Below are 25,110 nucleotides of genomic sequence, written 5' to 3' on the forward strand. Positions count from 1 at the left end.
CGGGCAGGCTACTCCCGCGTGATCCGCACGATCACCCGGTTGTCGTCGCCCTTGCGGCCCAGCTTCTCGATCCCCATCATCACGCGGTACTCGAGACCGTACTTCTCGACCATCACGTCGTTGCACCGCTCGCGGGCCGCGTCGTCGTCGAGGATCTCGCCGACGCCGGCCACCGTGGGGGCGTCGTCGTCGACGTTCCCGAACCGGCTGCTCGGCGACATCTCCACCCGGGGGTCCCGGCGCAGGCGCTTGACCTTCCCGCTGCCTCGCGGGGTGGTCACCAGGAGCGCGTCGCCGTCGCGGCCCACCCACACCGTGGTCGGCACCGGCTTCCCGGACTTCCGGAACGTGGTCAGGGAGATGAACCCCTCGTCGGCGAGGGCGTCGAAAGTCGTCATGCGCGATGGTCACCCACGCACGAGGCGGCCGCACCCCGTGGGGCATGCGGCCGCCTCGGAGAGCAGGGTCAGGCGGTGGCGTAGCCGACCGGTGCGGCGGCGTCCGCGCCCCGGTAGGGGTTGGAGTCGTAGCCGAGGATGAACAGGAAGATGATCGGCAGGAAGAACAGGCCCACCGTGAAGCCGGCACCGTGGCCGAACGACGTCGACAGGGCGTTGTAGAGCAGGACCAGGACCACGATGTTCACGATCGGGATGAGGAACAGGACGATCCACCACAGCGGCTTGCCGGCGACCTTGAGCAGGACGATGGTGTTCCAGATCGGGACGAACGCCTGCCAGACGGGCTCGCCCGACTTCTTGAAGACCCCGTACAGCGCGAAGGCGCCGATCAGATAGCCGACCAGGCCGCTGATGTACATGCCGGGACCGACGGCGGCAGTGGTCGTGGTGGCCACCTCGGTGGCGAGAGTTGTGATCATGCGCGGACAGTAGCGACAAAGGTGGTCGGCGCGTGCGCGATTCCGGACACGATCTGATCAGGATCTCCGCTGGACCCGGGGTGCACCGCACTCCTACGGTTGCCCCGAACGCACAACGACGGCCCGGAGGCGTGGGCCCCCTCCGAGAGGCCCGCCCATGACGGTCCAGCAGAAGTCGTCCCTGAGGGCGCAGATCTGGCGCAAGAAGCCGATCACCCCCGCCGCCGTGCGGTCCAGCGAGGGCCTGGAACGGTCGCTGGGCACGTTCACGCTCATGATGTTCGGCGTCGGCGCGACCGTCGGCACCGGCGTCTTCTTCGTCATGCACGAGGCGGTCCCCGACGCGGGACCCGCCGTGATCGTCTCGTTCCTGCTCGCCGGGCTCGCCGCCGGCCTCGCCGCGCTGTCCTACGCCGAGATGGCGTCGGCGGTGCCCGTCTCGGGGTCGACCTACTCCTACGCCTACGCGACGCTCGGCGAGGTGGTCGCGATGGGTGTCGCCGCCTGCCTGCTCCTGGAGTACGGCGTCTCGACCGCCGCGGTGGCGGTCGGCTGGAGCGGCTACGTCAACCAGCTGCTGGACAACCTGTTCGGGTGGCAGATCCCGACGGCGCTGTCGTCGGCACCGTGGGACGTGGACCCCGGGTTCATCAACCTGCCGGCGCTCGTGCTCGTCGCCCTGTGCGCGGTGCTGCTGATCAGGGGCGCCTCGGAGTCCGCCAAGGTGAACGCGGCGATGGTCGTCATCAAGCTGGCGGTCCTGCTCATGTTCGTCGCCATCGCCTTCACCGGCTTCCAGGCGGACAACTTCGCGGACTTCGCCCCCCGCGGCATCACCGGCATCACCGCCGCCGCGGGCACGATCTTCTTCACGTTCATCGGGCTCGACGCCATCTCCACCGCCGGCGACGAGGTCCGCGACCCGCAGAAGACCATGCCCCGCGCCATCCTCGGCGCCCTGGCGATCGTCACCACCATCTACGTCCTGGTCGCGGTCTCCGCGCTGGGCACGCAGCCCTGGCAGGCGTTCGACGACCCGGAGCAGGGTGAGGCGGGGCTGGCCAAGATCCTGCAGGACGTCGTCGGCGCGTCCTGGCCCGGCACGATCCTGTCTGCCGGCGCGATCATCTCGATCTTCTCGGTCACGCTGGTGACGCTGTACGGGCAGACGCGCATCCTCTTCGCGATCGGCCGCGACGGGCTGCTGCCCCGGTCGTTCGCCCGCGTCAACCCCCGCACCCGCACCCCGGTGCACAACACGGTCGTCGTGGCGGTCGTCGTCGGCCTGCTCGCCGCGTTCGTGCCGCTCGACTACCTGTGGGACCTGGTGTCCATCGGGACGCTCATCGCGTTCATCGTCGTCTCGATCGGCGTCATCATCCTGCGCCGCACGCGCCCCGACCTGCCCCGCGGGTTCAAGGTGCCGGGATACCCGGTCACCCCGGTGCTCGCCGTGCTGGCCTGCGTCTACATCCTGTCCGGGCTGCCCTGGTACACGTACGTGTGGTTCCTGCTCTGGCTGAGCGTCGTGCTCGCGTTCTACTTCCTGTGGGGGCGCAAGCACTCGGTGCTCCAGCGGGCGGTCGAGGCCGACATGCTCCAGGACGAGGACCTGCGATGACGATCGTCGTCGGCGCCAACCCGTTCGGGGACCTCCACGGCGCGATCGACCTCGGGGTGACGCTCGCCCACACCCTGCCGGAGGCCACGGGTGCCAACGTCCTGGTGGTGGCGACCGTGATCCCGCCCGGCTGGACGGTGCCGTCGATGGCCCGCGTCGACGGCGAGCTGCAGGACTGGGTCCAGGCGCGGGCCGACGAGGCCGAGGCCGCCGCGCTGGCCTTCCTCGGTGAGCGTGCGCAGGGCCTGACCGTCGAGTTCGTGCGGCTCTCGGAGCGGTCGACGCCCCGGGCGCTCGCCGCGCTCGCCGAGGAGCGGGACGCGACCGCGTTGGTGCTCGGCTCGTCGCCCGACGGGCCGCAGGGGCGCGTCGTCGTCGGGTCGACCGCGGACTACCTGCTGCACTCCTCGCCCGTGCCGCTGGCGGTCGCGCCCCGCTCCTACCGGTGCGCGCCGGGCACGCCCGACGTCGCCGCACGCCGGCTGACGTGCTCGTTCAGCGGCTCCAGCCTGGCCGGGTCGGCCGTGCGGTGGGCGGCGCGGCTCACGCGGGAGATCGACGTGCAGCTCCGCGTGGCGTCGTTCGGGGTCCGGTCCGCGACGATGTACCCGCCCGAGATCGGCACCGACATCGAGTCCGAGGTCACCGAGCAGTGGCGCGCGCAGATGGCGGAGGCGCAGTCGGCGCTGCGGTCGTCGATGGGCGACCTGCTGGACGACGACGTCGAGCTGGTCGTCGCGTCCGGGGCCAGCTGGTGGGAGACGCTCAGCTCGGTCGGCTGGCTGCCCAACGAGCTGCTCGTCCTCGGCTCGTCCAGCGCCGGCGCGCTGCGGCGGGTGTTCCTGGGCACCAACGCGACCAAGATCATCCGGCACTCGCCGGTGCCCGTCCTCGTGGTGCCGCGCGACGAGCTCTGAGCAGGTCAGTCGCCCTCGGGCGCGCCCTCGGCCAGGTCCTCGGACTCGTCCGGCTGGTAGACGCAGACCACCAGGTCGTCCGGGCGGACGATGACCGCGAGGGTGTCGGACTTGTCGATGACGTCGCCGTCCAGCTGGCGCGGCTGCGGGCGGTCGCTGGTCACCGTGATCCGCGAGCCGCGCAGCACCTCCATGTTCGGCACCTTCTTGCGCGCCGGCCGCAGCACGCCGAACGCGGTCTGGATCCAGTGGCCGAGGTTGCGGGGGGCCAGCACGGCGACGTCCATCTGGCCGTTGTCCGGCTCGGCGTCGGGCAGCAGGTTGACCCCGCCCTGGAGCCGTCCGACGTTGCCGACGAGCACCGAGCGCGCCCGGCGGCGCAGCACCGGGTAGTCGTCGACCTGGACCTCCACCTTCATCTCGGCGTCGTTGATGTGCTTGAGCGCGGAGAAGACGTAGGCCACCGGTCCGAGGACCGCCTTGAGCTTGGTGTGGGCGTCGTCGACCATCGCCGCGTCCAGCCCCATGCCGGCCATCACGGCGAACGTCTGGCCGTCCACCTCGCCCAGGTCGACCGTGCGACGGCCCCGCTCCAGCGCGAGCTTCACGCCCTCGATGGTGTCCGTGGGCACCCCGAGGTTGGTGGCCAGCAGGTTGCCCGTGCCGCCGGGCAGGATCGCGAGTGCCGCGCCCGTGCCGGCCAGCCCGTCGATGCACGCACGCACCGTGCCGTCACCGCCGGCGACGAACACCACCTCGGCACCGTCCTCGACCGCCTTCTTCGCCTGCCCCGTGCCGGGGTCCTCGGCCGTCGTCTCCAGCCACGCCGGCTCCGGCCAGCCCGCCTCGGCCAGCTGCTCCACGATGCCGGCGCGCAGCTCGTCGAGACCCTCCACGCGGTTGGGGTTGACGATCACCGCCGACCGCAGGGGGCCGTCGTCGTGCCGCTGCTCGGCGGTGGTCTGCTGGGGGGTCGTCACGTCGGCGAGTATGTCCCGCCCGGTGCCGAGCGGCCACTGGTGGCCCAGCGGTCCCTCGGGAGGCGGTACAGGACGCTCCGGCGCAGGGGGTGGCCCTCGACGCGGTTCGGGTTGTCGAAGTCGTCGGCGGGGTCCCGCGTCATGCCGAGCCGGCGCATCACGGCCCGCGAGCGCGCGTTGGGCACCGCGGTGAACGAGACGATCTCCGCCAGGCCGACCTCCTCGAACCCGACGCGGAGCGCCTCGTCCGCAGCCTCCGTCGCGTACCCGTACCCCCACGCCCAGCGCGGCAGCCGCCAGCCGACCTCGACCATCGACGCGTCCCAGGACGGGCGCGCCAGCCCGGTGAACCCGGCGAAGCGGCCCTCGACCTCCAGCGCCCACAGCCCCCAGCCGTGCTCCTGCAGCCACTGCTCGCAGCGGTCCGCCAGCGCGTCGCTCTGGGCCCGCGTGAGGGTGGACGGGAAGTGTTCCATGACCTCGGGGTCGGCGTTCATCGCCGCGAACGGCTCCAGGTCGGCGTCCCGCCAGGGGCGCATGAGAAGGCGAGCGGTCCGCAGCTCGAGCGTCATCCCGGCACCGTACGCTTCCGCGGTGATCACCGACGCGCTGGACTCCTGGACCCCGCGCGACCCGGCGCAGCGCATGCTCCTGGCGGAGTACCGCGCGTTCGTCACCGCCTCGGGGACCGCCGCGGTGGACCGCTCCCTGGCGCCCGAGCACCTCACGGCCAGCTGCTTCGTGCTCACACCCGACCACTCCCGCGTCCTGTTGTGCTTCCACCGCAAGGGGCAGTTCTGGGTGCAGCTGGGCGGCCACCTGGAGCCCGGTGACAGGTCACTGTCCGAGGCGGCCTACCGCGAGGCGCGCGAGGAGGGCGGCATCGCCGACCTGCGCCCGCGGGGGACGCTGCCGGCCGACGTCCACCGGCACGAGCTCTCCGCGAGCTTCGGACGCTGCCGGACGCACTGGGACGTCGGCTTCGTCGCCTACGCCTCCGCGTCGAGCGTCCCCGTGGTGAGCGCCGAGAGCGAGCAGGTGGCGTGGTTCGGCGTCGACGCCCTGCCCGCCGGGACGACCGACGACTTCGCGGTCCGGCTGCGGACCGTGCTGGCAGAGATCGGCTAGGCGTCGACCGGGTCGATGGTGCCCACCTGGACGGTGCCGCCGGTGAGCGTGGCGGACAGGCAGTCGGCGACCCGGCGCACGTCGGTCTCGGTGGCAGCCGGCGCGGACACCACCATCACCGTGCCCTCGCGCGTGACCGGCTCCGTCATCGCCGGGTCGTCGACGCACGTGGCCCAGTCGCCCTGTGGTGCGGAGAGCACGATCGCCCACGGCCCGTCGGCCGGGATGCCGGTCGGACGCGAGCTGAGTCCGGCGAGCGCCGACAGCGCGAGGGCGATCGCCAGCACCAGCGCGGCGACGACCCCGATCTTGCCCCGGATGGCTCTCACCCCCTGATCCTACGATCCGTCATTGCACCAATCGGTTCAGTGTCGTAAGGTGAACCATATGGTTCAGCAAGAAGAGCTCGACCGGGTCTACTCGGCGCTCGCCGACTCGACCCGGCGCGACATCCTCACCCGGCTCGGAGAGGGCCCCGCCAGCATCGGGGAGCTCGCCGAGCCGCACGGCATGACCCTCACGGGGATGACCAAGCACGTCCGGGTCCTCGAGGACGCGGGCCTGGTCCGCACCGAGAAGGTCGGCCGGTCCCGGCAGTGCCGCCTCGGCGAGGAACGACTGGACGACGCCATGGCATGGATCTCCTTCTACCAGCGGCTCTGGGAGCGTCGGCTCGACGGTCTCGAGGCCTACTTCACCCTGCAGAAAGGCACGGAGCGATGACCACCACCGACACGCTCGAGCTGCGCATGACGCGCGTCCTGCCCGCCACGCCGGAGCAGGTGTTCGACGCCTACACCGATGCGGAGAAGCAGAAGATCTGGTTCTCGATCCTCGACGAGGAGCCCGGCGTCGTGGAGATCGAGGTCGACCTGCGGGTCGGCGGCCAGCAGACCGCCGTCTGGGGACCGGACCGCGACACGCTCTTCCACGAGACCCAGACGTTCCTGGTCATCGACCGCCCGCGCCGGCTGGTCACCGAGTCGACCGGCGGCGGCCCGGACGGCTCGACCATGTCCACGCACGTCGACATCACCTTCGAGGCCGTCGACGGCGGCACGCTCATGACCATCGTGCAGAGCGGCTTCCCGGCCGTCGAGGTGCGCGACTTCTTCTCGCAGGAGGTCTGGGTGGGGGCGCTCGCCCGCATCGAGGCGTACCTGGTGCGTCAGTGACGAGCGCTGTCGCACCCGTCCGCACGCGACCGGCCGCGGTCGTCGTGGTCGGCGCCGTCCTGGTGGCCGTCGTGGTGAACCTGGCGATCTACGCGATCGGCCGCGCAGCGGGCGCGGGCTTCGGCTTCACCGCCGCGGGCGGGTCGCCGTCGACGGTCGACGCCGTCACCGTCGCGGGGTTCACCGCGGTGCCCCTGCTCGTCGGGCTCACCGCGGCCGCGCTGCTGCGGCGCTGGTCGTGGGCGATCCCTGCCGCGCTCGTCGTCGCGCCGGTGCTCGCCGTCGCGACGATCTTCCTCATGACGATCCCGGCCGACCTCGACACCGCCAGCACCGTCACGCTCGCGTGCTGCCACCTGGCCCTGGTGCCGGTCTCGGTGCTCGCCCTCCGCGCGCTGCGGAACTGACGTCGCCCCACCGCGGGGCGGGCACCAGGCTGGCTGGATGGTCGGCCTGGTGCCCGTCCCGGCGGACCGCGTGGTGATCCTGTTCGGCGCGCGTGCGAGCATGCGTCGGTGACCGGGACCACGCAGAGCACCTGGCACCCGGGGACGGTGCGCGAGGCCGGCGGCGGACTGGGCGCCCTCACGCTGGCGACGTTCGTCGCGATCACGACCGAGCTGGTGCCCGTCGGGCTGCTGCCGCAGATCAGCTCCGACCTCGACGTGACCGAGTCCGTCGCCGGCCTGCTGGTCACCGTGTACGCGTTCATGGTGGCAGCCCTCGCGATCCCGCTGACCCTGGGCACACGTCGCCTTCCGCGCAAGGGCCTGCTCCTGTGCACCCTGGTCGCCTACACGCTCAGCAACGCGCTCGTCGGGCTCGCGCCCTCGTTCGAGCTGGTCGCCGCCGGGCGGGCGGTCGGCGGCATCGCGCACGCCCTCTTCTTCTCGCTGAGCATCGGGTACGCGTCACGGCTCGTCCTGCCGCGGGTGACCGGTCGGGCGCTCGCGCTGGTCACTGCCGGGGCGTCCGCAGGGCTCGTGCTCGGCGTCCCGCTGTCGACCGCCCTGGGCATCGCCGTGGGCTGGCGCAACGGGTTCCTCGTCCTCGCCGCGGTGTGCGCGCTCGCGACCCTGCTGGTAGCCCTGCTGCTTCCACCGGTCTCTGCCGCCGACGACACCCGCCATCCCGAGCACACCCGCACCGACCGGCGGACCAGGCTCGTGGCGGTGTCGGCGGCGAACACGCTCACCTACCTCGGGCAGTACACGGTCTACACGTACGTCTCAGTGATCCTGCTGGCCACCGGGCTGAGCGAGACGGCAGTCGGTCCGGTGCTCCTCGGGCTCGGTGCCGTGGGACTGGTCGGCACTGCGTACGCTGCGCTGTCGCTCGACCGGAACCCCCGGCGCGGAACCCTGGTCGTGCACACCGTCATGGCGCTCGCGCTGCTGGCTCTCGGGCTCGTGTTCCCGTCGCGCGTCGCGGTCCTGGTCGCGGCCGCCGTGTGGTCCGGCGCGTTCGGCGCGATGGCGTCCGTGTTCCAGGCCGCCGCCATCCGCTCGCGCGGCGGCTCGCCCGACGTCATCGGCGCCCTGGTGAACGCGACCGCGAACGTCGGGATCGGTGGCGGTGCCGCACTCGGCGCGCTGGTCCTCGTCGGACCAGGTCTGGGCGCCCTGCCCTACGCCGGTGCGGGCCTGGTGGCGGTGAGCCTGGTGGTGATCGCGGTGTCGCGTCGCGCCTTCCCGCCGGGGATCGAGGACCCCGCGTAGCCGACGCGGTCGGGCGTCCTCCGGTCGCGACGACTCACGGCGTGAACAGGTAGCCGGTCGTGCTGCGGTCCTGCATCCCGCCCCACGCGAAGACCGAGTCGGGCGACGCCGCCAGCGACGGCGAGTCGTCACCCGACCACGGCGCGTCCGGCACGGGCGTCGTCGTTCCGGTGACCGGATCGAGCAGCACGTCGCCGACCCTGACGAGGTCGCCGACCACCAGCCGTGGCCACGACGACCTGCCCGGCACGTCGGGTAGGTCGCTCCACGCACCGGACGCCGGGTCGTAGATCCCTCCGTACGGGTAGGTGCGGCCCCAGTTGCCGATCTCGCCACCGTCCGCGCCACCCACGTCCGGGAACACCAGCCGCCCGGCCGCCGCGACCGGGTCGGAGCCGATGACCTCTCCGCCCGCCAGCACCGTCCAGGCGGACAGCGTGGGGTCGAGCTCGGCCAGCCGGACCAGGGACGGCTCGTGCGCTCCGGGGCTGGGTACCAGATCGTGCGCCGAGAGGACGATCTGGTCGTCGACGACCGTGATCGACCGGTCGAAGCTCGGTCCCAGCGGATCGTCGGGGAGTCGGTGCCAGGTGGTGGTGGCGGGGTCGAACCACGCATCGGTCGTCAGGGCGTGCTCGTCGGAGCCGGGCACCGCCAGCAGCACCCCGCCGACCGGCACCAGCCGACCGGTGCCGTCCGGGGGCATCGGCAACGTGGTCCAGAGGTCCGCGGGCCGGTCGTACGCGAGGAACGCCGACGAAGCGCCCTGAACCTCGTTGTCCATCAGCAGGTAGAGCACCTCGCCCACCACGGCCACGCTTGGCCACGCGACCGGCACCGGCGCCTCGGCGATGGGCTCCCATGCACCCGTCGCCGGGTCGAACGTCGCACCGTCCCGGAGCAGCTGGCCGGTCGGCGCCGCGCAGTCCGCGTGAGGCGGGCAGGGCGGCCCGTCGTCGCCACCGACGACCACGAAGCGGTCGCCCACCCAGGACACCGACGCGTCCTGCCGCGCGGACAGAGGGCTGCCGGCCACCGGCTGCCAGCCCTCACCGGGAGCGCCCCGCGACTCTCGCGCCGGGCCGCACGCCGCGAGCATCGAGACGACAGCCAGGACGGACGCTCCCGCACCGAGTCGCATCCGATGACCTCCGTCCGTCACCTCGCTTGTGTCGCGGCGACCCCGACCCTTGCAGGCGGTCACGGACCCGCTCCTGGGGAGGAGCGGGCGACGCTCCGCGGCGGCGGCGGGTCGACGTGCTCGGGCGACAGCGCATCGACGTGCTCAGGCGGCGCGTTGCGGACGCGCCCGTCGGAGGTCCAGAACGTGTACCGGGCGGGACCGGGGTCGAACGGTCTCCCCCGGGCGCGCTCTCGCCGCGCGTATCCCGGTGGCTTGACGTGCCGCTCGATCGTCAGGTCGAGGCTGTGCACGACGCCGTGGTGGTAGCGGCAGAGCAGGACTCCGTTGTCGAGCGACGTCTCGCCGCGGTCCCGGTCCCACCAGCGTCGGTGGTGTACCTCCGACCACCGCGCCCCGGACTGGCATCCGTTCCAGGCGCACTGCCGGTCCCGGGCGATCACCGCGCGACGGTGCACGCCGGAGTAGGTGCGCTGGGTTCGACCGAGGTCCACCGGCACCCCCTCGGCGGTCATCACGATGCGGGTGACGTCGCAGTCGCACAGCGCCTGAGCCAGCACCGACATGGGCACCGGCGTGCCGTCCTCGAGCGTCGCGGGCTCGACCGGAGTCCACCCCAGCGCCTGCGCGATCGGCAAGGCGTCCGGCGCCGCTGCGGCCTCTCGTGTGCGGTAGTGGCGGCGCAGCTCGGCGAACGTCTCGGCGGGCACTATCAGCGACACGTGCGCGCGAGCGGAGGCGCCGGCCGCGACGTCGTCGGCGTCGTCGAGGACGGGGATCGTCGGCTCACTGTGCCCGGCGGATCCCTCCGCACCACCCACCCGACCCCGAGCGCCCAGCGCGCGCCGCGTCCGCGGTGGCAGTCCGGCGCACGCGCGGTCGACCACCAGCAGCAGAGCGTCCGCGGCGGCCTGGCCGGGGGAGCGGTTCTCGTCGGAATCTGTCCCGTCGAGTCCAGCGCCGTCTGGAGTGCCTCCGCCGAGACGCGGTCCAGGAATCCCTTCAGGTAGGTGCCGCGGCTCTGGTGGGAGAGCGTGAGGAACCGTTCGCGGCGGGCGTCCTGGTGGGCGGCCTCGAGCGCGGCGGGATCCTTGGCGGCGACGAACCGGGCCAGGGTCTTCCCGAAGTCCGGCTCCGACTGTCCCGCAGCCATGCGCACGACGGTCGCCTGCACGTCCGCCGACCTCAGCACCGACGCGACCTGCGGGGACGCCGTGGCGGCCACCCGCGCGAGCGTGTCCAGGTGCCCGAGGGGCATGCGCCCGTCAGCGACGGCGTCCGCGACGGCAGGCATCGACACCAGGGCGTCGGCCTGCTGCACCTGCCGGGTCGCCTCCCTGGACGACGACCGTGACAGCCGGGCGCGCGCCGCCTCGAACGAGCGGTCGCCGGGCCGCTGTGAGGTGCCGGCGTCGCGCTCGGCAACCAGGAGGTGCGCGCGAGCACGAGCCAGTGACGCGAGGACCAGGTCGAGGGAGATCAGCGCGGTGCTGCGCTCCGGCCCTGACCACGCCCCGGCCGCGGTGGCGTCCGCCACCAGAGCGGCCGCGTCCGCGCGCAGCCGCTCCAGCCGGGAGTCCATCGCCGTCTCGAACATGTGTACGAATCTACCCGAAACGGACCGGCGAGACAGTCGCTGACCTGCACAAACATGGCCACAGGGTGTGCGCGGCGAGCCGCCCACAGCCCGCCGGGGTCAGTCCTGGACGCGCTCCGGCGCGGGATCGAGGGTCGACGTCGGAGACGGCGCACCGTCGCGATCTGCGGAGAGGGGCGAGTCGGCGTCGCGAGTGGTGGTCGGAGGTGCGAGGCGCGCAGCTGAAGAGGTCGGCGAGGTGGCAGCGTCGAGCGCCGAGGAGTCCTCAGCTGCAAGCGCGCCCTCCACACCCAGCCCTGGCGAGCGGGCAGCCTTCTTCGGCAGGTCCTCCCCCGACAGCCACGCGTACCAGGCCGTCTCCGCCCCGCCCCGCAGCAGCACCGCCCGGGTCAGCAGGGTCAGCGGCACGGCGAGGATCGCACCGAGCGGGCCGATGACGAACGTCCAGAAGATGACGGACACGAAGCTGAGCGTGAGCGTGATGTTCACGGCGTCGGACACGAACTTCGGCTGCACCAGCACCTGCAGCACGACGTTGACCACCGCGTAGACCCCCACCACCGCGAGCGCCAGCGGCCAGCCGCCCACCACGAGCGCGAGCAGCGCGGGCGGGACGACACCGATGACGAACCCGATGTTCGGGATGAAGTTGGTGACGAACGCGAGGATCGCCCACACGGCCGGGGCGGGCACACCGAGCGCCCACAGGGCCAGCCCGTCGACGATCGCGACCACCGCACCGAACGTCGCGCTCACCACGAAGTAGCGCCGGACCCCGATGTTGAACGTGGTCCCCCGGCTGAGCACGTCGCCGTGGGTGGCCCCGAACTGGTCGTCGGCGTCGTCGTACCGGGCGGCGTCGACGGACATGAAGATCACGTAGGTGACCACGACGAACAGCGTGGTGGCGACGCCGACCACGGTCCCGCCGAGGCTCGTCGCGACGCTCAGCAGCTGCGACGGCTGGAGGGCGTCGCGCGCAGAGTCGACCGCGGTCTGGTCGAGCCCGAGGGTGCCCAGCCACGTGGCGAGGTCGGACGCGCCCGCCTGGAGCTCGGGCAGGTAGTCCTGGACCAGGCCGACGAACTGGATGCCGGCGAACGTGAGCATCGCGACCAGGGCGAGCAGGATCAGGTACACGACGACGACCACGACGGTCGTCGCGGCGGAGCGCGGCCAGCCGCGGCGCTCAAGCGGGTGCCGCACGGGGTGCACGATGATGACGAGCACCGCCGCCAGGAACAGGGGCGCGAGCACCTCTCGGGCGGCATGCATGCCGGCGAGCACCACGACGGCGGCCGAGAGGAACAGGAGCGTGCGGGTCGAGGGCGCGAGGCCCTGCGGCGGTGCCATGCGCGCAAGATAGCGCGGTGTCAGCCCGCGACCCGCCACTCGCGCGGTGTCACGCCGAACGCGTCCGCGAACGCCCGGCGAACCGCCGCGCTGGCGACCCTCGGCGAGCCGTCCGGGCCGCCCGCGTGGAAGACGCTCCCGTCCTGGAACCTGGTCGCGTCCTCGGACCGGGTCATCCCCCCGGCCGCCGAGCGGGCGATGGACCTGCGCGCCGGGTCCACCACGGTGGGGATCGACTGCTCGCACGTCGCGATGATCAGCCACCCCGACGAGGTCACCGCCCTCATCCAGCAGGCGATCGCCGCGGTCGGCTGACGGGCCGGACCAGGGGAGCAGGGAACCGGGGTACCACCGGCTGACCGGTCAACCAGCCGGTCAGCCGGTCGGCCTCGGCCTCGAGGGCGGCCCGGGCGTCGGCACCCACCTCCTCCAGCAGGACCACCTCGACGACGCCCGCCGTGGCCGCCCAGCCGCCGACGATCCGCCCGTCCACCCACGCCGTCGCACCCCCGTTGCCGACGGAGTCGAACAGCTGCGCGCGGTGCGGGCCGAGGTACCAGTCGCGCTCGAACCAGCCCATCGTCGTGGGGTCCAGCCCAGGCAGCAGCGCGACCCACGGCTCCACCGGTCCGACAGGTTCGACGTCGTCGGGCAGGACCCATCCGGACCGTGCGCCGTCCAGCGACACCTCCACCGCGCCGACGTCGTGCAGCGCCTGCCGCACCGCACCCAGGGTCGAGCCGAGCCACCACTTCACGTCGAGCGTCGTCCCGGGTCCGAACCGGCGCAGCCACCGCCGCACCAGCTGCGCGCGGGCGACGTCCTCCGGCACGGGCGCGATCGGGTCGCCGAGCCAGTCGGAGGCGAGCGCCCACGTCGGCCGCGAGCTGGTCCACGACCCGAGGTTCCCCGCGCGCACCACGGTCCCGCTTGCCTGCAGGCACGTCATCACGCGCGAGACCACCGCGAACGAGCCCGCCCAGGACTTCCCGTGGCCGTACGCGATCGACCCCTCCAGCGCGGGCACCCGGTCGCGCAGCTGGGCGGCGGTGAGCGGGCCCTCGGCCAGCCCGGCGACGGCAGCCGCGCAGACCTCGTCGAACCACCGCTCGGCGTCGTCAGCGAGCCCCGCCTCCCGGACCTCCTTCTCCAGCCGTCGACGCTCGACGCCCGCGACCCGGTTGCTCGACGCCGCCTGCGCCACCGGCAGCAGTTCACGCGTCACCGCGAACAGGGTCCGCCGCATCGCCAGGTGCTTGACCAGCGTGCGGTCCTCGTACAGCGCGCGGTCCAGGTCGGCGACGGCGAACCCGTCCGTGCGGGCCCACGCCGACAGGTACAGCCCGGCCGGGTCGGTGGCGTGCAGGCAGACCATCGCGTCGGCGGCCGCCTCGACCGACCCCACCCGGGACCCGGGCGCCACGGCGTGCCGACGAGCGAGCCGGGCGCGGCGCTCGGCGTCGTCGAGGTGGATCACCCGCCGATCGTGGCGGGCGCCGTCCGCCGGGCACAACCTAGGCTCGACCGGTGGTCGACGCGACGATGGTCCAACTGCCCGACGGCCGCGCCCTGCGCGCCTACGACGTCCCCGGAGACGACCCCCGCCTGACCGTGTTCTGGCACCACGGCACGCCCAACGTCGGTACCCCGCCGGAGCCTCTCCTGCCCGTGAGCGCGGAGCTCGGCATCCGCTGGGTCTCCTACGACCGGCCCGGCTACGGCGGCTCCACGCCGCACCCCGGGCGGGACGTGGCCTCCGCCGCCGCGGACGTCGCCGCGATCGCCGACGCGCTCGACATCGACCGGTTCGCGGTGCTGGGCCACTCCGGCGGGGCACCGCACGCCCTCGCCTGCGCTGCCCTGCTGCCCGACCGGGTGACGGCAGCGGTGAGCGCGTCGGGCACGGCGCCGTTCGGGGCGGCCGGCCTCGACTGGTTCGCGGGCATCAACCCCACCGGCACGGCCGAGCTCCGGGCAGCGGTGGCCGGTCGCGCCGAGCTCGAGCGCGAGCTGACCGCCGGCGAGTACGACCCGGAGATGTTCACGCCGGCCGACCACGACGCGCTCGCCGGCGTCTGGGGCTGGCTCGGGCGCATCGCGAACGAGGCGCAGCGGGACGGCATCGGCGGCATGGTCGACGACGACCTCGCCTACGTCGCGCCCTGGGGCTTCGACCCCGCGCAGATCGCCGTCCCTGTGCTGGTCCAGCACGGCGACGCCGACCGCGTGGTCCCCGTCGCGCACGGCCGCTGGCTCGCGGAGCGCATCCCCTCGGCCGAGCTGCGGGAGCACGCCGGGGACGGACACGTCTCCGTGCTGCGGACCGCCGTCGACGCGCTGGACTGGCTCCTCGACGTCTGATCTCGAAACTCCACGTCACGGCCGTGTGAATCGCTTCGGCGCCTGGTCAGCGGGCGGCTCAGGCGGTGAGGGTGGACGGACGCCCCCGTCGCCCCGTCAGCGACGCGGTTGCTGGCGGGGGGCGCTCCCGGGGGGTCGATGACGACGTCTTCGAGAAGGAGACCCTATGACTGTCCGAGCACGACCTCGCACGCTGGCCACCGCGCTCCTCGCCGTGGTCCTCGCTCTCGGGGCCGCGATCATCACCTCGCAGCCCGCGTCCGCCCATGGTTCGGTCACCGACCCGCCCACCCGGAACTACGGCTGTTGGGAGCGATGGGGCTCCGACCACCTCAACCCGCAGATGGAGCAGCTCGACCCGATGTGCTGGCAGGCCTGGAAGGCCGACCCCAACGCGATGTGGAACTGGAACGGTCTGTACCGCGAGAACGTCGGCGGCCAGCACCAGGCGGTCATCCCCGACGGCCAGCTCTGCTCGGGCGGCCGCACGTTCTCCCCCCGCTACGACGCGCTGGACAAGCCCGGGCCGTGGGTGGCCAAGGGCGTCCCGACGTCCTTCACCCTCACCCTGACCGACGGCGCCAAGCACGGTGCCGACTACATGCGCATCTATGTCTCGAAGCCGGGCTACGACCCGACGACGAAGGCGCTCGGCTGGGGTGACCTGGACCTGGTCAAGGAGACCGGCCGGTACGGCACCACGGGTCTGTACCAGACGGACGTGAACCTGTCCGGCCGCAGCGGCCGCGCGGTGCTGTTCACCATCTGGCAGGCCAGCCACCTCGACCAGCCGTACTACCTGTGCAGCGACATCAACATCGGCGGCGGCAACACCACCCCCACGCCGACGCCGACGCCGACGGTCACCCCGACCCCGACGCCCACCCCCACGGTGACGCCCACCCCGACGCCGACGCCGACAGCCACCCCGACGCCGACGCCCACCCCGACCGGTGGCACGGGCGCGTGCACCGCGACGGTCAAGGTGGTCAACGCCTGGAACGGCGCCTTCGTCGGTGAGGTCACCATCAAGGCCGGCTCGGCCGCGGTGACCGGCTGGCACGCCACCGTCGGTGGCGCGAGCCTCACCCAGGCCTGGAACGGCTCCCTCTCGGGCGCCAACACCATCACCAGCGCTGCGTGGAACAGCGCCGTCCCGGCAGGCGGCACCGCGACCGCCGGCTTCATCGCCAACGGCAGCGGCACCGGCCTCACGGCCACCTGCGGCACGCACTGACCCAGCCCGACCCGGCGCCCACCTGTCCCTGACCGGGGCGGGTGGGCGCCGCCGTGCGGTCTACTGGGCCCCATGGCATCCGAGCCCGTCGCGACCGCCGAGCGCCACGCCACCTGGAAGGAGCTGTTCTTCGACCTGGTGGTCGTCGCCGGCATCGGCCAGCTGGCACACCTGCTGCACGAGGACACGGGGCCAGGTGCCCTCGGCCTCTACGCCGTCCTCTTCCTGGCGTTCTGGATCTCCTGGGCCGGCTTCGCGGTCTACGGGAACGTCGCCGGGGACGACACGCGCACCGGCGTCCTGATCGCCGCGATGCTCGGCCTCGCGGTGATGGCGGCGTCCGTGGCGGGCGTCCAGGAGTCGCGGGCCAGCGCGTTCGTCGTCGCGTACGTGGCGCTGCGCTGGTTCTCCGGTGCGGTGATCGCGCGCGGGAAGGTGCTGCTCGACTGGCCGCTGGCGCAGTACGGGATCGGGGCCGTGCCGTGGCTGGTCTCCCTGTGGGTGGACGCGCCGCTGACGTACTGGCTCTGGGTGCTCGGCATCGCGCTCGACCTGGTCGTGCTGCTCCTCGCCTCCGCCGCGCGGACGATGCAGGGTGCCGAGGAACGCCTGGACCGCGGGCGCGGCGGCCGGCGCGGCAGTCAGCCCTTCGTGCTCCAGGGCACCCACGCCGACGAGGAGCACCTGGCGGAGCGGCTCGGCCTGTTCGTCATCATCGTGCTGGGCGAGGGCCTCATCCTGATCATCGACGCCGCCGCCGACTCCGAGGTCTGGATCCGGGAGCCGGGTCTCGTCGCGCTGGGCGCGTTCGCGCTCCTGGCGTCGGTGTGGACCGCCGGGCTGCTGCACGGGACCGCGGGCATCCCCCAGCTGCGGCCGCACACGGTCGCGCCGCGCATCGTCATGCTCCTGCACGCGCTGCTCACCGGAGCGCTGGCCGCCCTGGCCGCGTCCCTCGGGGTCGCCGTCGAGCACGCCCATGAACCGCTGCCGGCGGCGTACCGCGCGCTGCTGTGCGGGTCGGTCGCGGCCTACTGCGCGGTCGGGGTGGTGACCGCCCTGCTGGTGGGCGAGCGCGGCCGCTGGATCCTCGTCCGCGGCCTGCCGGGCGTGCTGGTTCCCGTGGCACTCATCGTCGTGGGGCCGGACCTGTCGGTGGGCGCGCTCGTCTGGCTGCTCGTGGCGGTCGTCGTGTGGCTGGCGCTGGAGCGCCCGGCAGACGGACGCCCGCGGCTCACGGCACCGCGACCGGCAGGCCGAACGCCTCGAAGTGGTCGGGGCCGAGGAACGCGGTCAGCTCCGAGACCAGGTCCCCCCGGAACGTGAGGACGTCGATCGACCAGGCGCGGTGCACGTCGTCGTCGCCCACGCGCAGGTAGGAGGCGACCGCGGGCTGGCCGTTCGCGCTCGTCGGGACGTGCCGCCACGAGCCGCAGGTGAACGCGATCCTGGTCGCAAAGTCGGTGACGGCGGACCGTCCTGCGTACCAGTGCGGCAGCGGCGGCATCGACCAGCTGACGTCCTCGGTGAGCAGGGACACCAGCAGGTGCACGTCGCCGCGCTCGAGGGCGGAGGAGTAGGCGGCGACGACCTCCCGGACGCGGGCGTCGGCGGGTGGCTGGTGGTCCCGCGGGGGCACCTTCTCGGCGACGGTGGCCCGCGCGCGCTGGATGGCGCTGTTCACCGAGGCGGTCGTCGTGTCCATCCAGGTGGCGATCTCGGCGGCCGAGAAGCCCAGCACCTCGAGCAGCAGGAGCGCGGCCCGCTGGTTGCCGGGCAGGTGCTGCAGGGCGGCGACGAACGCGAGCTCGACGGACTCCCGCTGCTCGAACCGGGCGTCCGGGTAGGGGCCGAGCCAGGCGATCTCCGTCAGGGGCGCGTCGCCGATCACCGCCTGGTCGCTCGACGGCCCGAGGTCCACGGGCAGGGCACGGCGACCGCGCTGGGAGATCGCGTCGAGGCACGAGTTCGTGGCGATCCGGTAGAGCCACGACCGCAAGGAGCTGCGGCCCTCGAACCCGTCGAGCGCCCGCCACGCGCGCAGCAGCGCGTCCTGCAGGGCGTCGTCGGCGTCGTGCACCGAGCCGAGCATCCGGTAGCAGTGCGCGTGCAGCTCACCACGCAGCGGCGCGACGAGCTCGGTGAAGTCCTGCGCGCGGATCTCGGACACGTCCGTCATGACCGATGATTCTGCTCCCCCGCACAAGTCCTACCGGCATGACCACACTCACCACAGCCACCACCCTCGACGTCCCCGGCGCCCGCCTGCACTACGAGCTCCGCGGCTCCGGCCCGCTCGTCGTGCTCGTCGCCGCCCCGATGGACGCCACGTCGTTCGCGCCGCTGGCCGACCTGCTGGCCACCGACCACACCGTGCTCACCACCGACCCGCGCGGCATCAACCGGAGCACGGTCGACCACCCGGACCGGGACTCGACGCCGGTCGACCGGGCCGCCGACCTGGCCGCCCTGATCCGGCACGTCGACGCCGGCCCTGCCACGGTGCTCGGTTCCAGCGGCGGCGCGGTCAGCCTGCTCGCGCTCGTGGAGCGTGCGCCCGAGCTGGTCACGACGGCGATCGTGCACGAGCCGCCCCTCGACGAGCTGCTCCCCGACCACGCCGACCTGTTCGACCGGACCGAGCAGATGATCACCACCTACCTGACCGGCGACACCCGTGCGGCCTGGTTGCAGTTCATGGCGATCGGCAACCTCGCGATCCCGGACGAGGTGTTCGAGCTGGTCTTCGGCACCCCGCGCGAGGGGCAGGCCGCGGCCGACGAGCACTTCCAGTTCGCGCACATGATCCGGCACACCGTGCGGTTCCGGCCGGACGTCGACGCCCTGCTGGCCGCCCCGACGCGGCTGGTCGTCGGCATCGGCGAGGAGTCCACCGGGCAGCTGTGCGACCGCACGTCCCGCGCGCTGGCCGGGCTGCTCGGCATCGAGCCGACGCTGTTCCCCGGCGACCACATCGGGTATGCCGAGCAGCCGGACGCGTTCGCCGTCCGCCTGCGGGAGACCATGGGCGCATGACTCTCGACGCGACGTTCACCGCGCCCATCCGCAAGGACGGCGCCTTCGCCACCTACCTGGAGCTGGACGGCTCCGCGGAGCTGCTGGGCACGCGCAAGGCGGTCAAGGTCACCGGCACGCTCGACGGCCACCCGTTCGCGACGACGCTCATGCCGTCGGGCACCGGCCCGCACTGGCTGCCGCTGCGCAAGGCGCTGTGCGCGACGATCGGCAAGGACGCGGCGGGTGAGCTGGTGGAGGTGCACCTGCGCGAGCGGCTGTCGTAGCGTCCGGAGGATGACCCCCGTCGTCGGACACCTCACGATCGACAGCGCCGATCCCGCCGCCCTGGCCGCCTGGTGGAGCGAGGTGCTGGGGTGGCAGGAGGTGTGGCGGTCCGACGACGGCGCCGAGGTGGCCATCGGCTCGCCGACCGGCGGCTCGACCAACTGGCTGTTCCATCGGGTGCAGGAGGCGAAGACGGTCAAGAACCGGCTGCACGCCGACCTCCGGCCCCCGGAGGACTTCGCGACCGAGCTCGCGCGCCTGCACGAGCTCGGTGCCGTCCGGGTCGACATCGGCCAGGGTGACGCGCCGTGGGCCGTGCTCGCCGACCCGGAGGGCAACGAGTTCTGCCTCCTGGTGCACACCCCGACCGAGATCGAGCAGTACCTGAACGCCCTGCCTTCCCCGTAGGCGGCTGGCAGAAGACTTCGTCCTGCCCCGCAGGACGAAGTCTTCTGCCTGGTGCCGTCAGCTGCCGGTGATCACGAACTGCGAGCCCGGTTCGCGGACCACGTCGCCCTCCGCGTTGCCGGCGAACGTGACGTTGCTCAGGATCGCGTTGCCGTTCACCCCGCTCATCGCCAGGATGCCCGAGCCGTTGCGCGAGCTGGTGATCCGCACGTTCGTGATCCGGACGTCGGGCATCGCCCCGCCGCCGTTCTTGAACTGGATGCCGTCGTAGGTCGAGTCGTCGATGTCCGTGTCCCGGATGGTGACGCCCGGGATGGGCAGCGTCTGCGGGAACAGGGTGATCGCCCCGAACTCCTGGTCCTCGTTCCAGAACGCGCCGCCGGTCCGGTAGAGACCGTTGTTGGCGATCAGCGTGGTCCCGCCGAACGGCAGGGGGCTGTGGTCGGTCGCCAGCATGATGCCCGGGTAGTTCATGGTGTCGTAGACGAGGTTGTTCTCGATCGACTGGTTGGAGCCGCCGTAGATGGCGATCCCGTTGGCGCGCCACGGCAGCTGGACCGTGTTGTTCACGAAGTGGTTGTCGCGCGCGTTGTCGAGGTTCCGGTCCTTGACGTACGGGTTGGCCCAGATGGCCAGCGCGTCGTCGCCGGTGGTGCGGAACGAGGAGTTGAACACCCGCGAGTTCCGCGTGCCGTTGGAGAAGTTGATCCCGTCGGCGTAGGTGTTCCGGATCCGCATGCCGGTGAACTCCAGGCCGTCGGCGGGTCCCCAGAGCTCGGGGAGGTTGTCGTAGTCGCGGCCCACCCAGGCACCCACGTTGGCGTGCTCGATCCACACGTTGCTGATCCTGGTCCCGGCACCGAACCGGCCGTTGAGGCCGACGCCGCCCTCGTCGTTCCCGTCGCCGCCCCGGATCCGGCCGGAGCCGAAGATGGCGAGGTCGGAGATCTGGGTGTTCCTGTCGATGTCGAACCCGAAGTTCCCCTCGTGCGGGTGGTTGAGGGTGTTGGCGTCCTGCGGCTCGATCAGCGAGTACAGCTGCGAGCGCCACATGCCGGCCCCGCGGATGGTCACGTCGGAGATGCCCACCTGGTTGTACGTCCCCCGGTTCAGGGGGTCGTCGGTGAGAATCTTCTTCTCCTGGCGCCACTGGCCCTCGGGGATCCAGACGCAGCTGATCTGCCCGTTCTGGTCGGCCGTCACCGCCGCCTGGATCGCGGTGGTGTCGTCGACGCCGTCGTTGGGGACCGCCCCGTAGGCCGTGATCGAGGTGCACTCCGCGGGCTTGGGCAGCGCGGGCGCCACCTGCTCGAGGTCGATCAGGTCGACGACGTAGAACGCCGCGGTGTCGCCGGCGTCGCGCTGCAGCCGGAACACCGTGCCTGCCGGGTAGGACTGCGGGAGCAGCGCGTGGGACTCGTCGAACAGCCGTCGGGCGTCGCCGCCCGGGGTGTTGGTGAGGCCCTCGGGCTGGTCGGTGGTCCCGTACAGCCAGCTGTGCCGGCTGCTGAGCGTGACCTTCTGCACGAAGGTCCCGTTGGCGTACAGGCTGATGGTCGCCTCCTGGCCGCCGCCGCCCGCCGCGTCCGGGATCGAGCTCCGGATGACGATCGAGTTGGTGGCGTTGGTGGACGTGAGCTGCACGTACTGGCCCTGGGCGGTGAGGCGCACCGACTTGCGACCCGAGGACTCGGTGCCGAAGTTCGTGTGCCCGAACGTGCGCAGCGCGTCGGCCTCGACCAGCGTGCCGGTGTACGTGCCGGCCTCGGCCTCGTAGGAGGTGTAGGGGACGGCGGCCCCGCGGCCGACGACGATCGACTGCGCGAGCGTATTGTTGGCCTCGTTGGTCTCCGCGACGGCGTTCGTCGCGTCGGCCGTGGCGGTCAGCGTGGCCCCACCGGTGGTGGCGGTCCACGTACCACTCAGAGCGACGGTCGCCGTGGCTCCGGAGGCGAGGGCGCCGGTCGCCCCGTTCAGGGTGGTGGCGCCGACGACGAGCCGCGTGGTGGAGGCGGCGGCCGCGGACGACCCCCGGTTCTTCACGGTGGCGGTGAACGACACCGACGAGCCCACCGCGGGGTTGGCCGGGTTGGAGGCGATGGCGAGCACCTGCAGGTCCGGACCTGGGGCCTCGGTGACGACGAACTTGGTCGGGTTGCTGAACGCGTTGTTGGCGTCGTTCTGCTCGACGACGGTGTTGGCGGGGTCGACGACCGCGCCGATCGTGTAGGAGCCGGCGGGGCGGGTGCCGATCGCCTTGCTCACCGTGGCCGACTGGCCGGCCGCGAGTGCCGGCACAGCCACGGAGTCGACGCGTGCCCCGTCGACCGTGAGGTCCACGGTCGTCGCGGCCGACGCGAGGTTGCCCCCGTTGCGCACGGTTGCGGCAAGCGTGATCGCGGCGGTCTCCACGGGCGCGGCCGGGCTGGCCGTGATCGCGGTGACCGTGAGGTCGGGGTTCGGCGCCGGGATGCCGGTCACCCGGAGCACGGACACCTGTCCGTTGCCGGCACCGGTGTTGGCCGTGAAGACCAGGCGTAGGTCGGTGGCGCTCCCGGTCACGGGGATGGTCACCGTGTTGCCCGACGCCGGCGCGAACGCGTACGCGGCGGACGCCTTGAGCGGGCTCCATGCGCCGGTGCCGACGCGGCCCTCGACGGAGAACGTCTGCGTTCGCGCACCCCACGCGGCGGCGGGCGGCACGCCGACGACCACCCGCTGCAGGGTCGACTGCGAGGCAAGGTTCACCGCGAGCCAACTCGGGTACTGACCGCCCGCGCCCTCCCAGTAGGTGCTCGCGTCGGCGTCGACCGCGTTGCCGGCCACGAACGTGAACTCGGTGGACGACGCCGTCGCCGGCCGGCCGGCCGCGAGGTCGGAGCCGGTGGGCTGCGTCGCGACGACGACACCGGAGGCGGTGTTGTTGGTCTCCACGGACTCGGCGACGGTGTTCGCCGGGTCGACCGTGACGGTCACGGGGTACGTGCCGGCCGGGCGGGTGCCGGCGTTCACGGTGATCGTGGTCTGCGCACCGGCCGCGAGCGCGGGGACCGTGGCCGTGCCGACGGAGGTCCCGCCGAGCGCGACGACAGCCGTGGTGGCCGGCGCGGCGGCGGTCCCGGAGTTCCGGACCGTGGCGCCGACCGAGATGGCCGTCGTCGGCGTGACCGTGATGGGGTCGGTGGTCAGCGCGACCTGGAGGTCCGGGCTCGTCGGCACGGTGGTGCCGGTGCCGAACACCTGCAGCTCTGCCACCTGCGCGTTGGACGAGCCGGTGTTCGCGGTGAACACGAGCCGGACGTCGGTCGCGTCACCGGAGACCGGGACGGTGACCGTGTTGCCGCTCGAGGGGCTGAACGCGTAGGACGCGGACGCCTTCAGGGGGCTCCACGTCCCGCCGACGCGCCCCTCGATCGCGAACGTCTGCGTCCGGTTGCCCCACGCGGGGTCCGGGTTGAGCGTGACGACGACGCCGGTGAGGGCGGACGGGGCCGCGAGCGACACCGTGAGGTTCGACGGGTACGCGCCCGGTGCGCCCTCCCAGTAGGTGCCGGTCGAGCCGTCCACCGCGTTCGTCGCGACGTAGGTCTGCTGCACGGACGACCCGGTGATCGGGCGGCCCTGCGCGAGGTTGGTGCCGGCCGGCGGGTCCACGGGCGGCGTCGACGAGGTGCCGTAGACCTCCACCTCGGACAGCTGCGCGGCGGGCCAACCGGTGTTGGCGCTCACGGAGGCGCGCACGTAGCGGACGCTCGTGTCGGTGACGTCGACGGCGACGATGTTGCCGCCGGTGAACGTGTAGGGCGCCGACGCCTTCAGCGTCGAGAAGCCCGAGCCGTCGGTCGAGCCCTGCAGGGTCACCGTCTCGCTGCGGGCTCCCCAGCCGCCGGGGATCCTCAGGGTCACGTCGGTGACGGTCGCGGCGGCGCCGAGGTCCACCTGGACCCACTGGGGGAAGGCGCTGCTCGACTCCCAGTAGGTGGCCTGGTTCCCGTCGGTGACGTTGCCGGCGACGTAGGACTGGTTGGTGCTGCTGGCGGTCGCGGGCTTGCCCGCGGAGAGCAGCACCGGGGCGGCGGACGCACCCTGTGCCACGAGCGTGACGCCCAGGGGCGCGACCAGCGCGATCGCGGCACCGGCCACGATCGCGCGCTTCAACCGAGTTCTCATGACGTCCTCGTTCTCCCGCGCCGTTGCGGGGTCGACCCCGGGCGCGCGAAGGTGCGCGTGGGGCTGAGCGACGGCGAGATGAGTGCGGTTCATCGCAACCGGTGTGACTGCTGCACGACTTTGTGCAGCGACTTGTCCAGTTCTTGCGGCCGACCCTACGAAGAACTCACACCCCCGTCAAGGAGGACTGCCCGCTAGGTTCGAGGCGACGAGAGGAGCTCCCCATGTCGTTCCAGGCGTACCTGGACACCCTCGAGGACAAGACCGGTCTCACACCACGGCAGCTGGTGGCGATCGCGCACGAGAAGGGGCTCGACGCCCCGGGGGCCAAGGCCGGCGGCGTCGTGACCTGGCTGCAGGAGGACTACGGCGTCGGCCGCGGGCACGCCATGGCCCTGTGGCACGTGATCACCAAGGGCCCGACCATCAGCACCACGCACGTCGGCACGGACGGCGTGCACCGCGACGACAGCGACACGCTCTGGCTGGACGGCAAGTCGACGAAGCGCAGCTGAGATGAACACGACCGACGACTACGTCGCCACGTTCCCCGACGAGGTCCGCCCCATCCTCGCGGAGGTGGCCGCCGCGCTGCGCCGGGCGCTGCCCGGGGCGGAGGAGCGGATCCGGTACGGGATGCCCGCGTTCATGCTGGGCGACCGGTACGCCCTGCACTTCGCCGGATGGAAGCACCACGTCGGCCTCTACCCGGTGGCACCGTTGGAACCCAGGCTCGAGGCGGAGGTCGCCCCGTACCGGTCGCAGAAGGACACGGTGAAGCTCCTGTACCGCGACCCTGTCCCGACCGACCTGGTCGAGCGGATCGCGGTGGCGCTGCGGGACCTGCACGGCTAGCTGCACCGTCGTCGCGCGGCGCAGGCAGGGCGTGGATACGCTCGCGAAGGCGGCGACGCCGCCGCACGGCTGCGACAGAGGGAGTCTCCATGAGCATCAACGACGACGACATCACGAGCGAGCCGGTACCCGCAGGGGAAGGCGTGGCGGACGGCGGCGCGAACCCGGGCGGGCACGACGGCGGCGCGGACGGCTCAGCCGGTTCCGCGGGTTCCGCGGGTGAGGGCGTGGCCGACGGCGGCGCGAACACCGGCGGGCACGACGGC

28 protein-coding genes are annotated in these 25,110 nt (G+C 72.6%); 15 read left to right on the forward strand and 13 right to left on the reverse strand.

All coding sequences use genetic code 11. The features are described 5' to 3' along the window. Positions 1-8 precede the first annotated feature (8 nt). The gene (locus tag RYN42_RS05265) at positions 9-398 is read right to left on the reverse strand and encodes a PPOX class F420-dependent oxidoreductase (RefSeq protein WP_315094341.1); all 390 of its coding nucleotides are present in this window, start codon (positions 396-398) and stop codon (positions 9-11) included. A 68-nt stretch (positions 399-466) separates the two neighbouring features. Continuing rightward, a complete protein-coding gene (locus RYN42_RS05270) occupies positions 467-880 on the reverse strand; it encodes a DUF5684 domain-containing protein (protein WP_315094343.1) in 414 nt (137 codons plus the stop codon). Positions 881-1,037: 157 nt separating this feature from the next. Between RYN42_RS05270 and RYN42_RS05275 the strand changes: the two genes are divergently transcribed. Together RYN42_RS05275 and RYN42_RS05280 are read left to right on the forward strand one after the other, a co-directional pair. After that, positions 1,038-2,501, forward strand: a complete 1,464-nt coding sequence (locus RYN42_RS05275) for an amino acid permease (RefSeq protein WP_315094345.1) — start codon at positions 1,038-1,040, stop codon at positions 2,499-2,501. Beyond that, positions 2,498-3,418, forward strand: a complete 921-nt coding sequence (locus RYN42_RS05280) for a universal stress protein (protein ID WP_315094346.1) — start codon at positions 2,498-2,500, stop codon at positions 3,416-3,418. Before RYN42_RS05275 ends, RYN42_RS05280 begins: the two co-directional genes overlap by 4 nt. A gap of 5 nt (positions 3,419-3,423) precedes the next feature. On the opposite strand, the gene RYN42_RS05285 is transcribed toward RYN42_RS05280, so the two are convergent. Next, on the reverse strand, positions 3,424-4,398 hold the full coding sequence (locus RYN42_RS05285; RefSeq protein ID WP_315094348.1) for a diacylglycerol kinase family protein: 975 nt from the start codon (positions 4,396-4,398) through the stop codon (positions 3,424-3,426). Further along, positions 4,395-4,970 carry a GNAT family N-acetyltransferase gene (locus RYN42_RS05290; RefSeq protein WP_315094350.1) on the reverse strand — a complete coding sequence of 192 codons (576 nt, stop codon included), beginning with the start codon at positions 4,968-4,970 and terminating at the stop codon, positions 4,395-4,397. Before RYN42_RS05290 ends, RYN42_RS05285 begins: the two co-directional genes overlap by 4 nt. 22 nt (positions 4,971-4,992) lie before the next feature. Here RYN42_RS05290 and RYN42_RS05295 point away from each other — a divergent pair, with 22 nt between their 5' ends. Continuing rightward, positions 4,993-5,526 (forward strand): NUDIX domain-containing protein, encoded by a 534-nt coding sequence (locus RYN42_RS05295; protein ID WP_315094353.1) that lies wholly within the window; start codon positions 4,993-4,995, stop codon positions 5,524-5,526. Here the strand turns inward: RYN42_RS05295 and RYN42_RS05300 are convergent. Beyond that, a complete protein-coding gene (locus tag RYN42_RS05300) occupies positions 5,523-5,855 on the reverse strand; it encodes a hypothetical protein (RefSeq protein WP_315094355.1) in 333 nt (110 codons plus the stop codon). The two genes, RYN42_RS05295 and RYN42_RS05300, sit on opposite strands and share 4 nt — an antisense overlap. Before the next feature lie 58 nt (positions 5,856-5,913). Between RYN42_RS05300 and RYN42_RS05305 the strand changes: the two genes are divergently transcribed. The 4 genes from RYN42_RS05305 to RYN42_RS05320 all read left to right on the forward strand — a co-directional run bounded on the left by RYN42_RS05305 (position 5,914) and on the right by RYN42_RS05320 (position 8,419). Next, positions 5,914-6,249, forward strand: coding sequence for a metalloregulator ArsR/SmtB family transcription factor (locus RYN42_RS05305; RefSeq protein ID WP_315094357.1), 336 nt, complete (start codon positions 5,914-5,916; stop codon positions 6,247-6,249). Beyond that, complete coding sequence (locus tag RYN42_RS05310) at positions 6,246-6,701, forward strand: SRPBCC domain-containing protein (protein ID WP_315094359.1); 456 nt, start codon at positions 6,246-6,248, stop codon at positions 6,699-6,701. The genes RYN42_RS05305 and RYN42_RS05310 overlap by 4 nt, the downstream gene beginning before the upstream one ends. Next, positions 6,698-7,108 carry a DUF6069 family protein gene (locus RYN42_RS05315; protein WP_315094360.1) on the forward strand — a complete coding sequence of 137 codons (411 nt, stop codon included), beginning with the start codon at positions 6,698-6,700 and terminating at the stop codon, positions 7,106-7,108. Before RYN42_RS05310 ends, RYN42_RS05315 begins: the two co-directional genes overlap by 4 nt. A 108-nt stretch (positions 7,109-7,216) precedes the next feature. Continuing rightward, positions 7,217-8,419 carry an MFS transporter gene (locus RYN42_RS05320; RefSeq protein ID WP_315094362.1) on the forward strand — a complete coding sequence of 401 codons (1,203 nt, stop codon included), beginning with the start codon at positions 7,217-7,219 and terminating at the stop codon, positions 8,417-8,419. A 34-nt stretch (positions 8,420-8,453) separates the two neighbouring features. Here the strand turns inward: RYN42_RS05320 and RYN42_RS05325 are convergent, their stop codons facing one another. From RYN42_RS05325 to RYN42_RS05350, 6 genes are all read right to left on the reverse strand, one after another. Beyond that, on the reverse strand, positions 8,454-9,560 hold the full coding sequence (locus RYN42_RS05325; RefSeq protein ID WP_315094363.1) for a hypothetical protein: 1,107 nt from the start codon (positions 9,558-9,560) through the stop codon (positions 8,454-8,456). A 59-nt stretch (positions 9,561-9,619) separates the two neighbouring features. After that, a complete protein-coding gene (locus RYN42_RS05330; RefSeq protein WP_315094365.1) occupies positions 9,620-10,270 on the reverse strand; it encodes an HNH endonuclease signature motif containing protein in 651 nt (216 codons plus the stop codon). A gap of 2 nt (positions 10,271-10,272) precedes the next feature. Beyond that, a complete protein-coding gene (locus RYN42_RS05335) occupies positions 10,273-11,157 on the reverse strand; it encodes a hypothetical protein (protein ID WP_315094366.1) in 885 nt (294 codons plus the stop codon). A 99-nt stretch (positions 11,158-11,256) separates the two neighbouring features. After that, positions 11,257-12,510: an AI-2E family transporter gene (locus tag RYN42_RS05340; protein ID WP_315094368.1), complete on the reverse strand. Its 1,254-nt coding sequence runs from the start codon at positions 12,508-12,510 to the stop codon at positions 11,257-11,259. Positions 12,511-12,530: 20 nt separating this feature from the next. Then, positions 12,531-12,797, reverse strand: coding sequence for a hypothetical protein (locus RYN42_RS05345; protein WP_315094369.1), 267 nt, complete (start codon positions 12,795-12,797; stop codon positions 12,531-12,533). Then, positions 12,794-13,987, reverse strand: coding sequence for a winged helix DNA-binding domain-containing protein (locus tag RYN42_RS05350; protein WP_315094370.1), 1,194 nt, complete (start codon positions 13,985-13,987; stop codon positions 12,794-12,796). Before RYN42_RS05350 ends, RYN42_RS05345 begins: the two co-directional genes overlap by 4 nt. Positions 13,988-14,037: 50 nt before the next feature. Here RYN42_RS05350 and RYN42_RS05355 point away from each other — a divergent pair, with 50 nt between their 5' ends. The 3 genes from RYN42_RS05355 (at position 14,038) to RYN42_RS05365 (ending at position 17,434) form a co-directional block, all read left to right on the forward strand. After that, a complete protein-coding gene (locus tag RYN42_RS05355) occupies positions 14,038-14,871 on the forward strand; it encodes an alpha/beta hydrolase (RefSeq protein WP_315094372.1) in 834 nt (277 codons plus the stop codon). A 166-nt stretch (positions 14,872-15,037) separates the two neighbouring features. Next, positions 15,038-16,108 carry a lytic polysaccharide monooxygenase gene (locus RYN42_RS05360; RefSeq protein ID WP_315094375.1) on the forward strand — a complete coding sequence of 357 codons (1,071 nt, stop codon included), beginning with the start codon at positions 15,038-15,040 and terminating at the stop codon, positions 16,106-16,108. Positions 16,109-16,180: 72 nt separating this feature from the next. Then, the gene (locus tag RYN42_RS05365) at positions 16,181-17,434 is read left to right on the forward strand and encodes a low temperature requirement protein A (RefSeq protein ID WP_315094378.1); all 1,254 of its coding nucleotides are present in this window, start codon (positions 16,181-16,183) and stop codon (positions 17,432-17,434) included. Here RYN42_RS05365 and RYN42_RS05370 read toward each other — a convergent pair. Continuing rightward, positions 17,343-18,287 carry a sigma-70 family RNA polymerase sigma factor gene (locus RYN42_RS05370; protein ID WP_315094380.1) on the reverse strand — a complete coding sequence of 315 codons (945 nt, stop codon included), beginning with the start codon at positions 18,285-18,287 and terminating at the stop codon, positions 17,343-17,345. The genes RYN42_RS05365 and RYN42_RS05370 overlap by 92 nt on opposite strands. 38 nt (positions 18,288-18,325) lie before the next feature. Between RYN42_RS05370 and RYN42_RS05375 the strand changes: the two genes are divergently transcribed. Genes RYN42_RS05375 through RYN42_RS05385 form a run of 3 tightly spaced genes read left to right on the forward strand, consistent with a single transcriptional unit; the run spans position 18,326 to position 19,819 of the window. After that, positions 18,326-19,144, forward strand: a complete 819-nt coding sequence (locus RYN42_RS05375) for an alpha/beta hydrolase (RefSeq protein WP_315094382.1) — start codon at positions 18,326-18,328, stop codon at positions 19,142-19,144. Next, positions 19,141-19,410 (forward strand): DUF1905 domain-containing protein, encoded by a 270-nt coding sequence (locus tag RYN42_RS05380; RefSeq protein WP_315094383.1) that lies wholly within the window; start codon positions 19,141-19,143, stop codon positions 19,408-19,410. Before RYN42_RS05375 ends, RYN42_RS05380 begins: the two co-directional genes overlap by 4 nt. A gap of 10 nt (positions 19,411-19,420) precedes the next feature. Continuing rightward, on the forward strand, positions 19,421-19,819 hold the full coding sequence (locus RYN42_RS05385) for a VOC family protein (RefSeq protein ID WP_315094385.1): 399 nt from the start codon (positions 19,421-19,423) through the stop codon (positions 19,817-19,819). 57 nt (positions 19,820-19,876) lie between these two features. Here the strand turns inward: RYN42_RS05385 and RYN42_RS05390 are convergent, their stop codons facing one another. Beyond that, the gene (locus RYN42_RS05390; RefSeq protein WP_315094386.1) at positions 19,877-23,989 is read right to left on the reverse strand and encodes a CARDB domain-containing protein; all 4,113 of its coding nucleotides are present in this window, start codon (positions 23,987-23,989) and stop codon (positions 19,877-19,879) included. Between the two features lie 224 nt (positions 23,990-24,213). Between RYN42_RS05390 and RYN42_RS05395 the strand changes: the two genes are divergently transcribed. Both RYN42_RS05395 and RYN42_RS05400 read left to right on the forward strand, forming a co-directional pair. Further along, complete coding sequence (locus RYN42_RS05395; protein WP_315094387.1) at positions 24,214-24,504, forward strand: DUF4287 domain-containing protein; 291 nt, start codon at positions 24,214-24,216, stop codon at positions 24,502-24,504. Position 24,505: 1 nt separating this feature from the next. Next, positions 24,506-24,844, forward strand: coding sequence for a DUF1801 domain-containing protein (locus RYN42_RS05400; RefSeq protein WP_315094389.1), 339 nt, complete (start codon positions 24,506-24,508; stop codon positions 24,842-24,844). Positions 24,845-25,110 lie beyond the last annotated feature (266 nt).

Source organism: uncultured Cellulomonas sp., from assembly GCF_963527515.1.
Lineage (GTDB): Bacteria > Actinomycetota > Actinomycetes > Actinomycetales > Cellulomonadaceae > Cellulomonas.

Coding starts and splice junctions, on each gene's coding strand:
- RYN42_RS05270 (WP_315094343.1), bottom strand. CDS start 880: ATGATCACAACTCTCGCCACCGAGGTGGCCACCACGACCACTGCCGCC.
- RYN42_RS05280 (WP_315094346.1), top strand. CDS start 2,498: ATGACGATCGTCGTCGGCGCCAACCCGTTCGGGGACCTCCACGGCGCG.
- RYN42_RS05340 (WP_315094368.1), bottom strand. CDS start 12,510: ATGGCACCGCCGCAGGGCCTCGCGCCCTCGACCCGCACGCTCCTGTTC.
- RYN42_RS05345 (WP_315094369.1), bottom strand. CDS start 12,797: ATGAGGGCGGTGACCTCGTCGGGGTGGCTGATCATCGCGACGTGCGAG.
- RYN42_RS05335 (WP_315094366.1), bottom strand. CDS start 11,157: ATGTTCGAGACGGCGATGGACTCCCGGCTGGAGCGGCTGCGCGCGGAC.
- RYN42_RS05305 (WP_315094357.1), top strand. CDS start 5,914: ATGGTTCAGCAAGAAGAGCTCGACCGGGTCTACTCGGCGCTCGCCGAC.
- RYN42_RS05360 (WP_315094375.1), top strand. CDS start 15,038: ATGACTGTCCGAGCACGACCTCGCACGCTGGCCACCGCGCTCCTCGCC.
- RYN42_RS05265 (WP_315094341.1), bottom strand. CDS start 398: ATGACGACTTTCGACGCCCTCGCCGACGAGGGGTTCATCTCCCTGACC.
- RYN42_RS05375 (WP_315094382.1), top strand. CDS start 18,326: ATGACCACACTCACCACAGCCACCACCCTCGACGTCCCCGGCGCCCGC.
- RYN42_RS05390 (WP_315094386.1), bottom strand. CDS start 23,989: ATGAGAACTCGGTTGAAGCGCGCGATCGTGGCCGGTGCCGCGATCGCG.
- RYN42_RS05370 (WP_315094380.1), bottom strand. CDS start 18,287: ATGACGGACGTGTCCGAGATCCGCGCGCAGGACTTCACCGAGCTCGTC.
- RYN42_RS05385 (WP_315094385.1), top strand. CDS start 19,421: ATGACCCCCGTCGTCGGACACCTCACGATCGACAGCGCCGATCCCGCC.
- RYN42_RS05275 (WP_315094345.1), top strand. CDS start 1,038: ATGACGGTCCAGCAGAAGTCGTCCCTGAGGGCGCAGATCTGGCGCAAG.
- RYN42_RS05325 (WP_315094363.1), bottom strand. CDS start 9,560: ATGCGACTCGGTGCGGGAGCGTCCGTCCTGGCTGTCGTCTCGATGCTC.
- RYN42_RS05400 (WP_315094389.1), top strand. CDS start 24,506: ATGAACACGACCGACGACTACGTCGCCACGTTCCCCGACGAGGTCCGC.
- RYN42_RS05310 (WP_315094359.1), top strand. CDS start 6,246: ATGACCACCACCGACACGCTCGAGCTGCGCATGACGCGCGTCCTGCCC.
- RYN42_RS05395 (WP_315094387.1), top strand. CDS start 24,214: ATGTCGTTCCAGGCGTACCTGGACACCCTCGAGGACAAGACCGGTCTC.
- RYN42_RS05290 (WP_315094350.1), bottom strand. CDS start 4,970: ATGACGCTCGAGCTGCGGACCGCTCGCCTTCTCATGCGCCCCTGGCGG.
- RYN42_RS05365 (WP_315094378.1), top strand. CDS start 16,181: ATGGCATCCGAGCCCGTCGCGACCGCCGAGCGCCACGCCACCTGGAAG.
- RYN42_RS05380 (WP_315094383.1), top strand. CDS start 19,141: ATGACTCTCGACGCGACGTTCACCGCGCCCATCCGCAAGGACGGCGCC.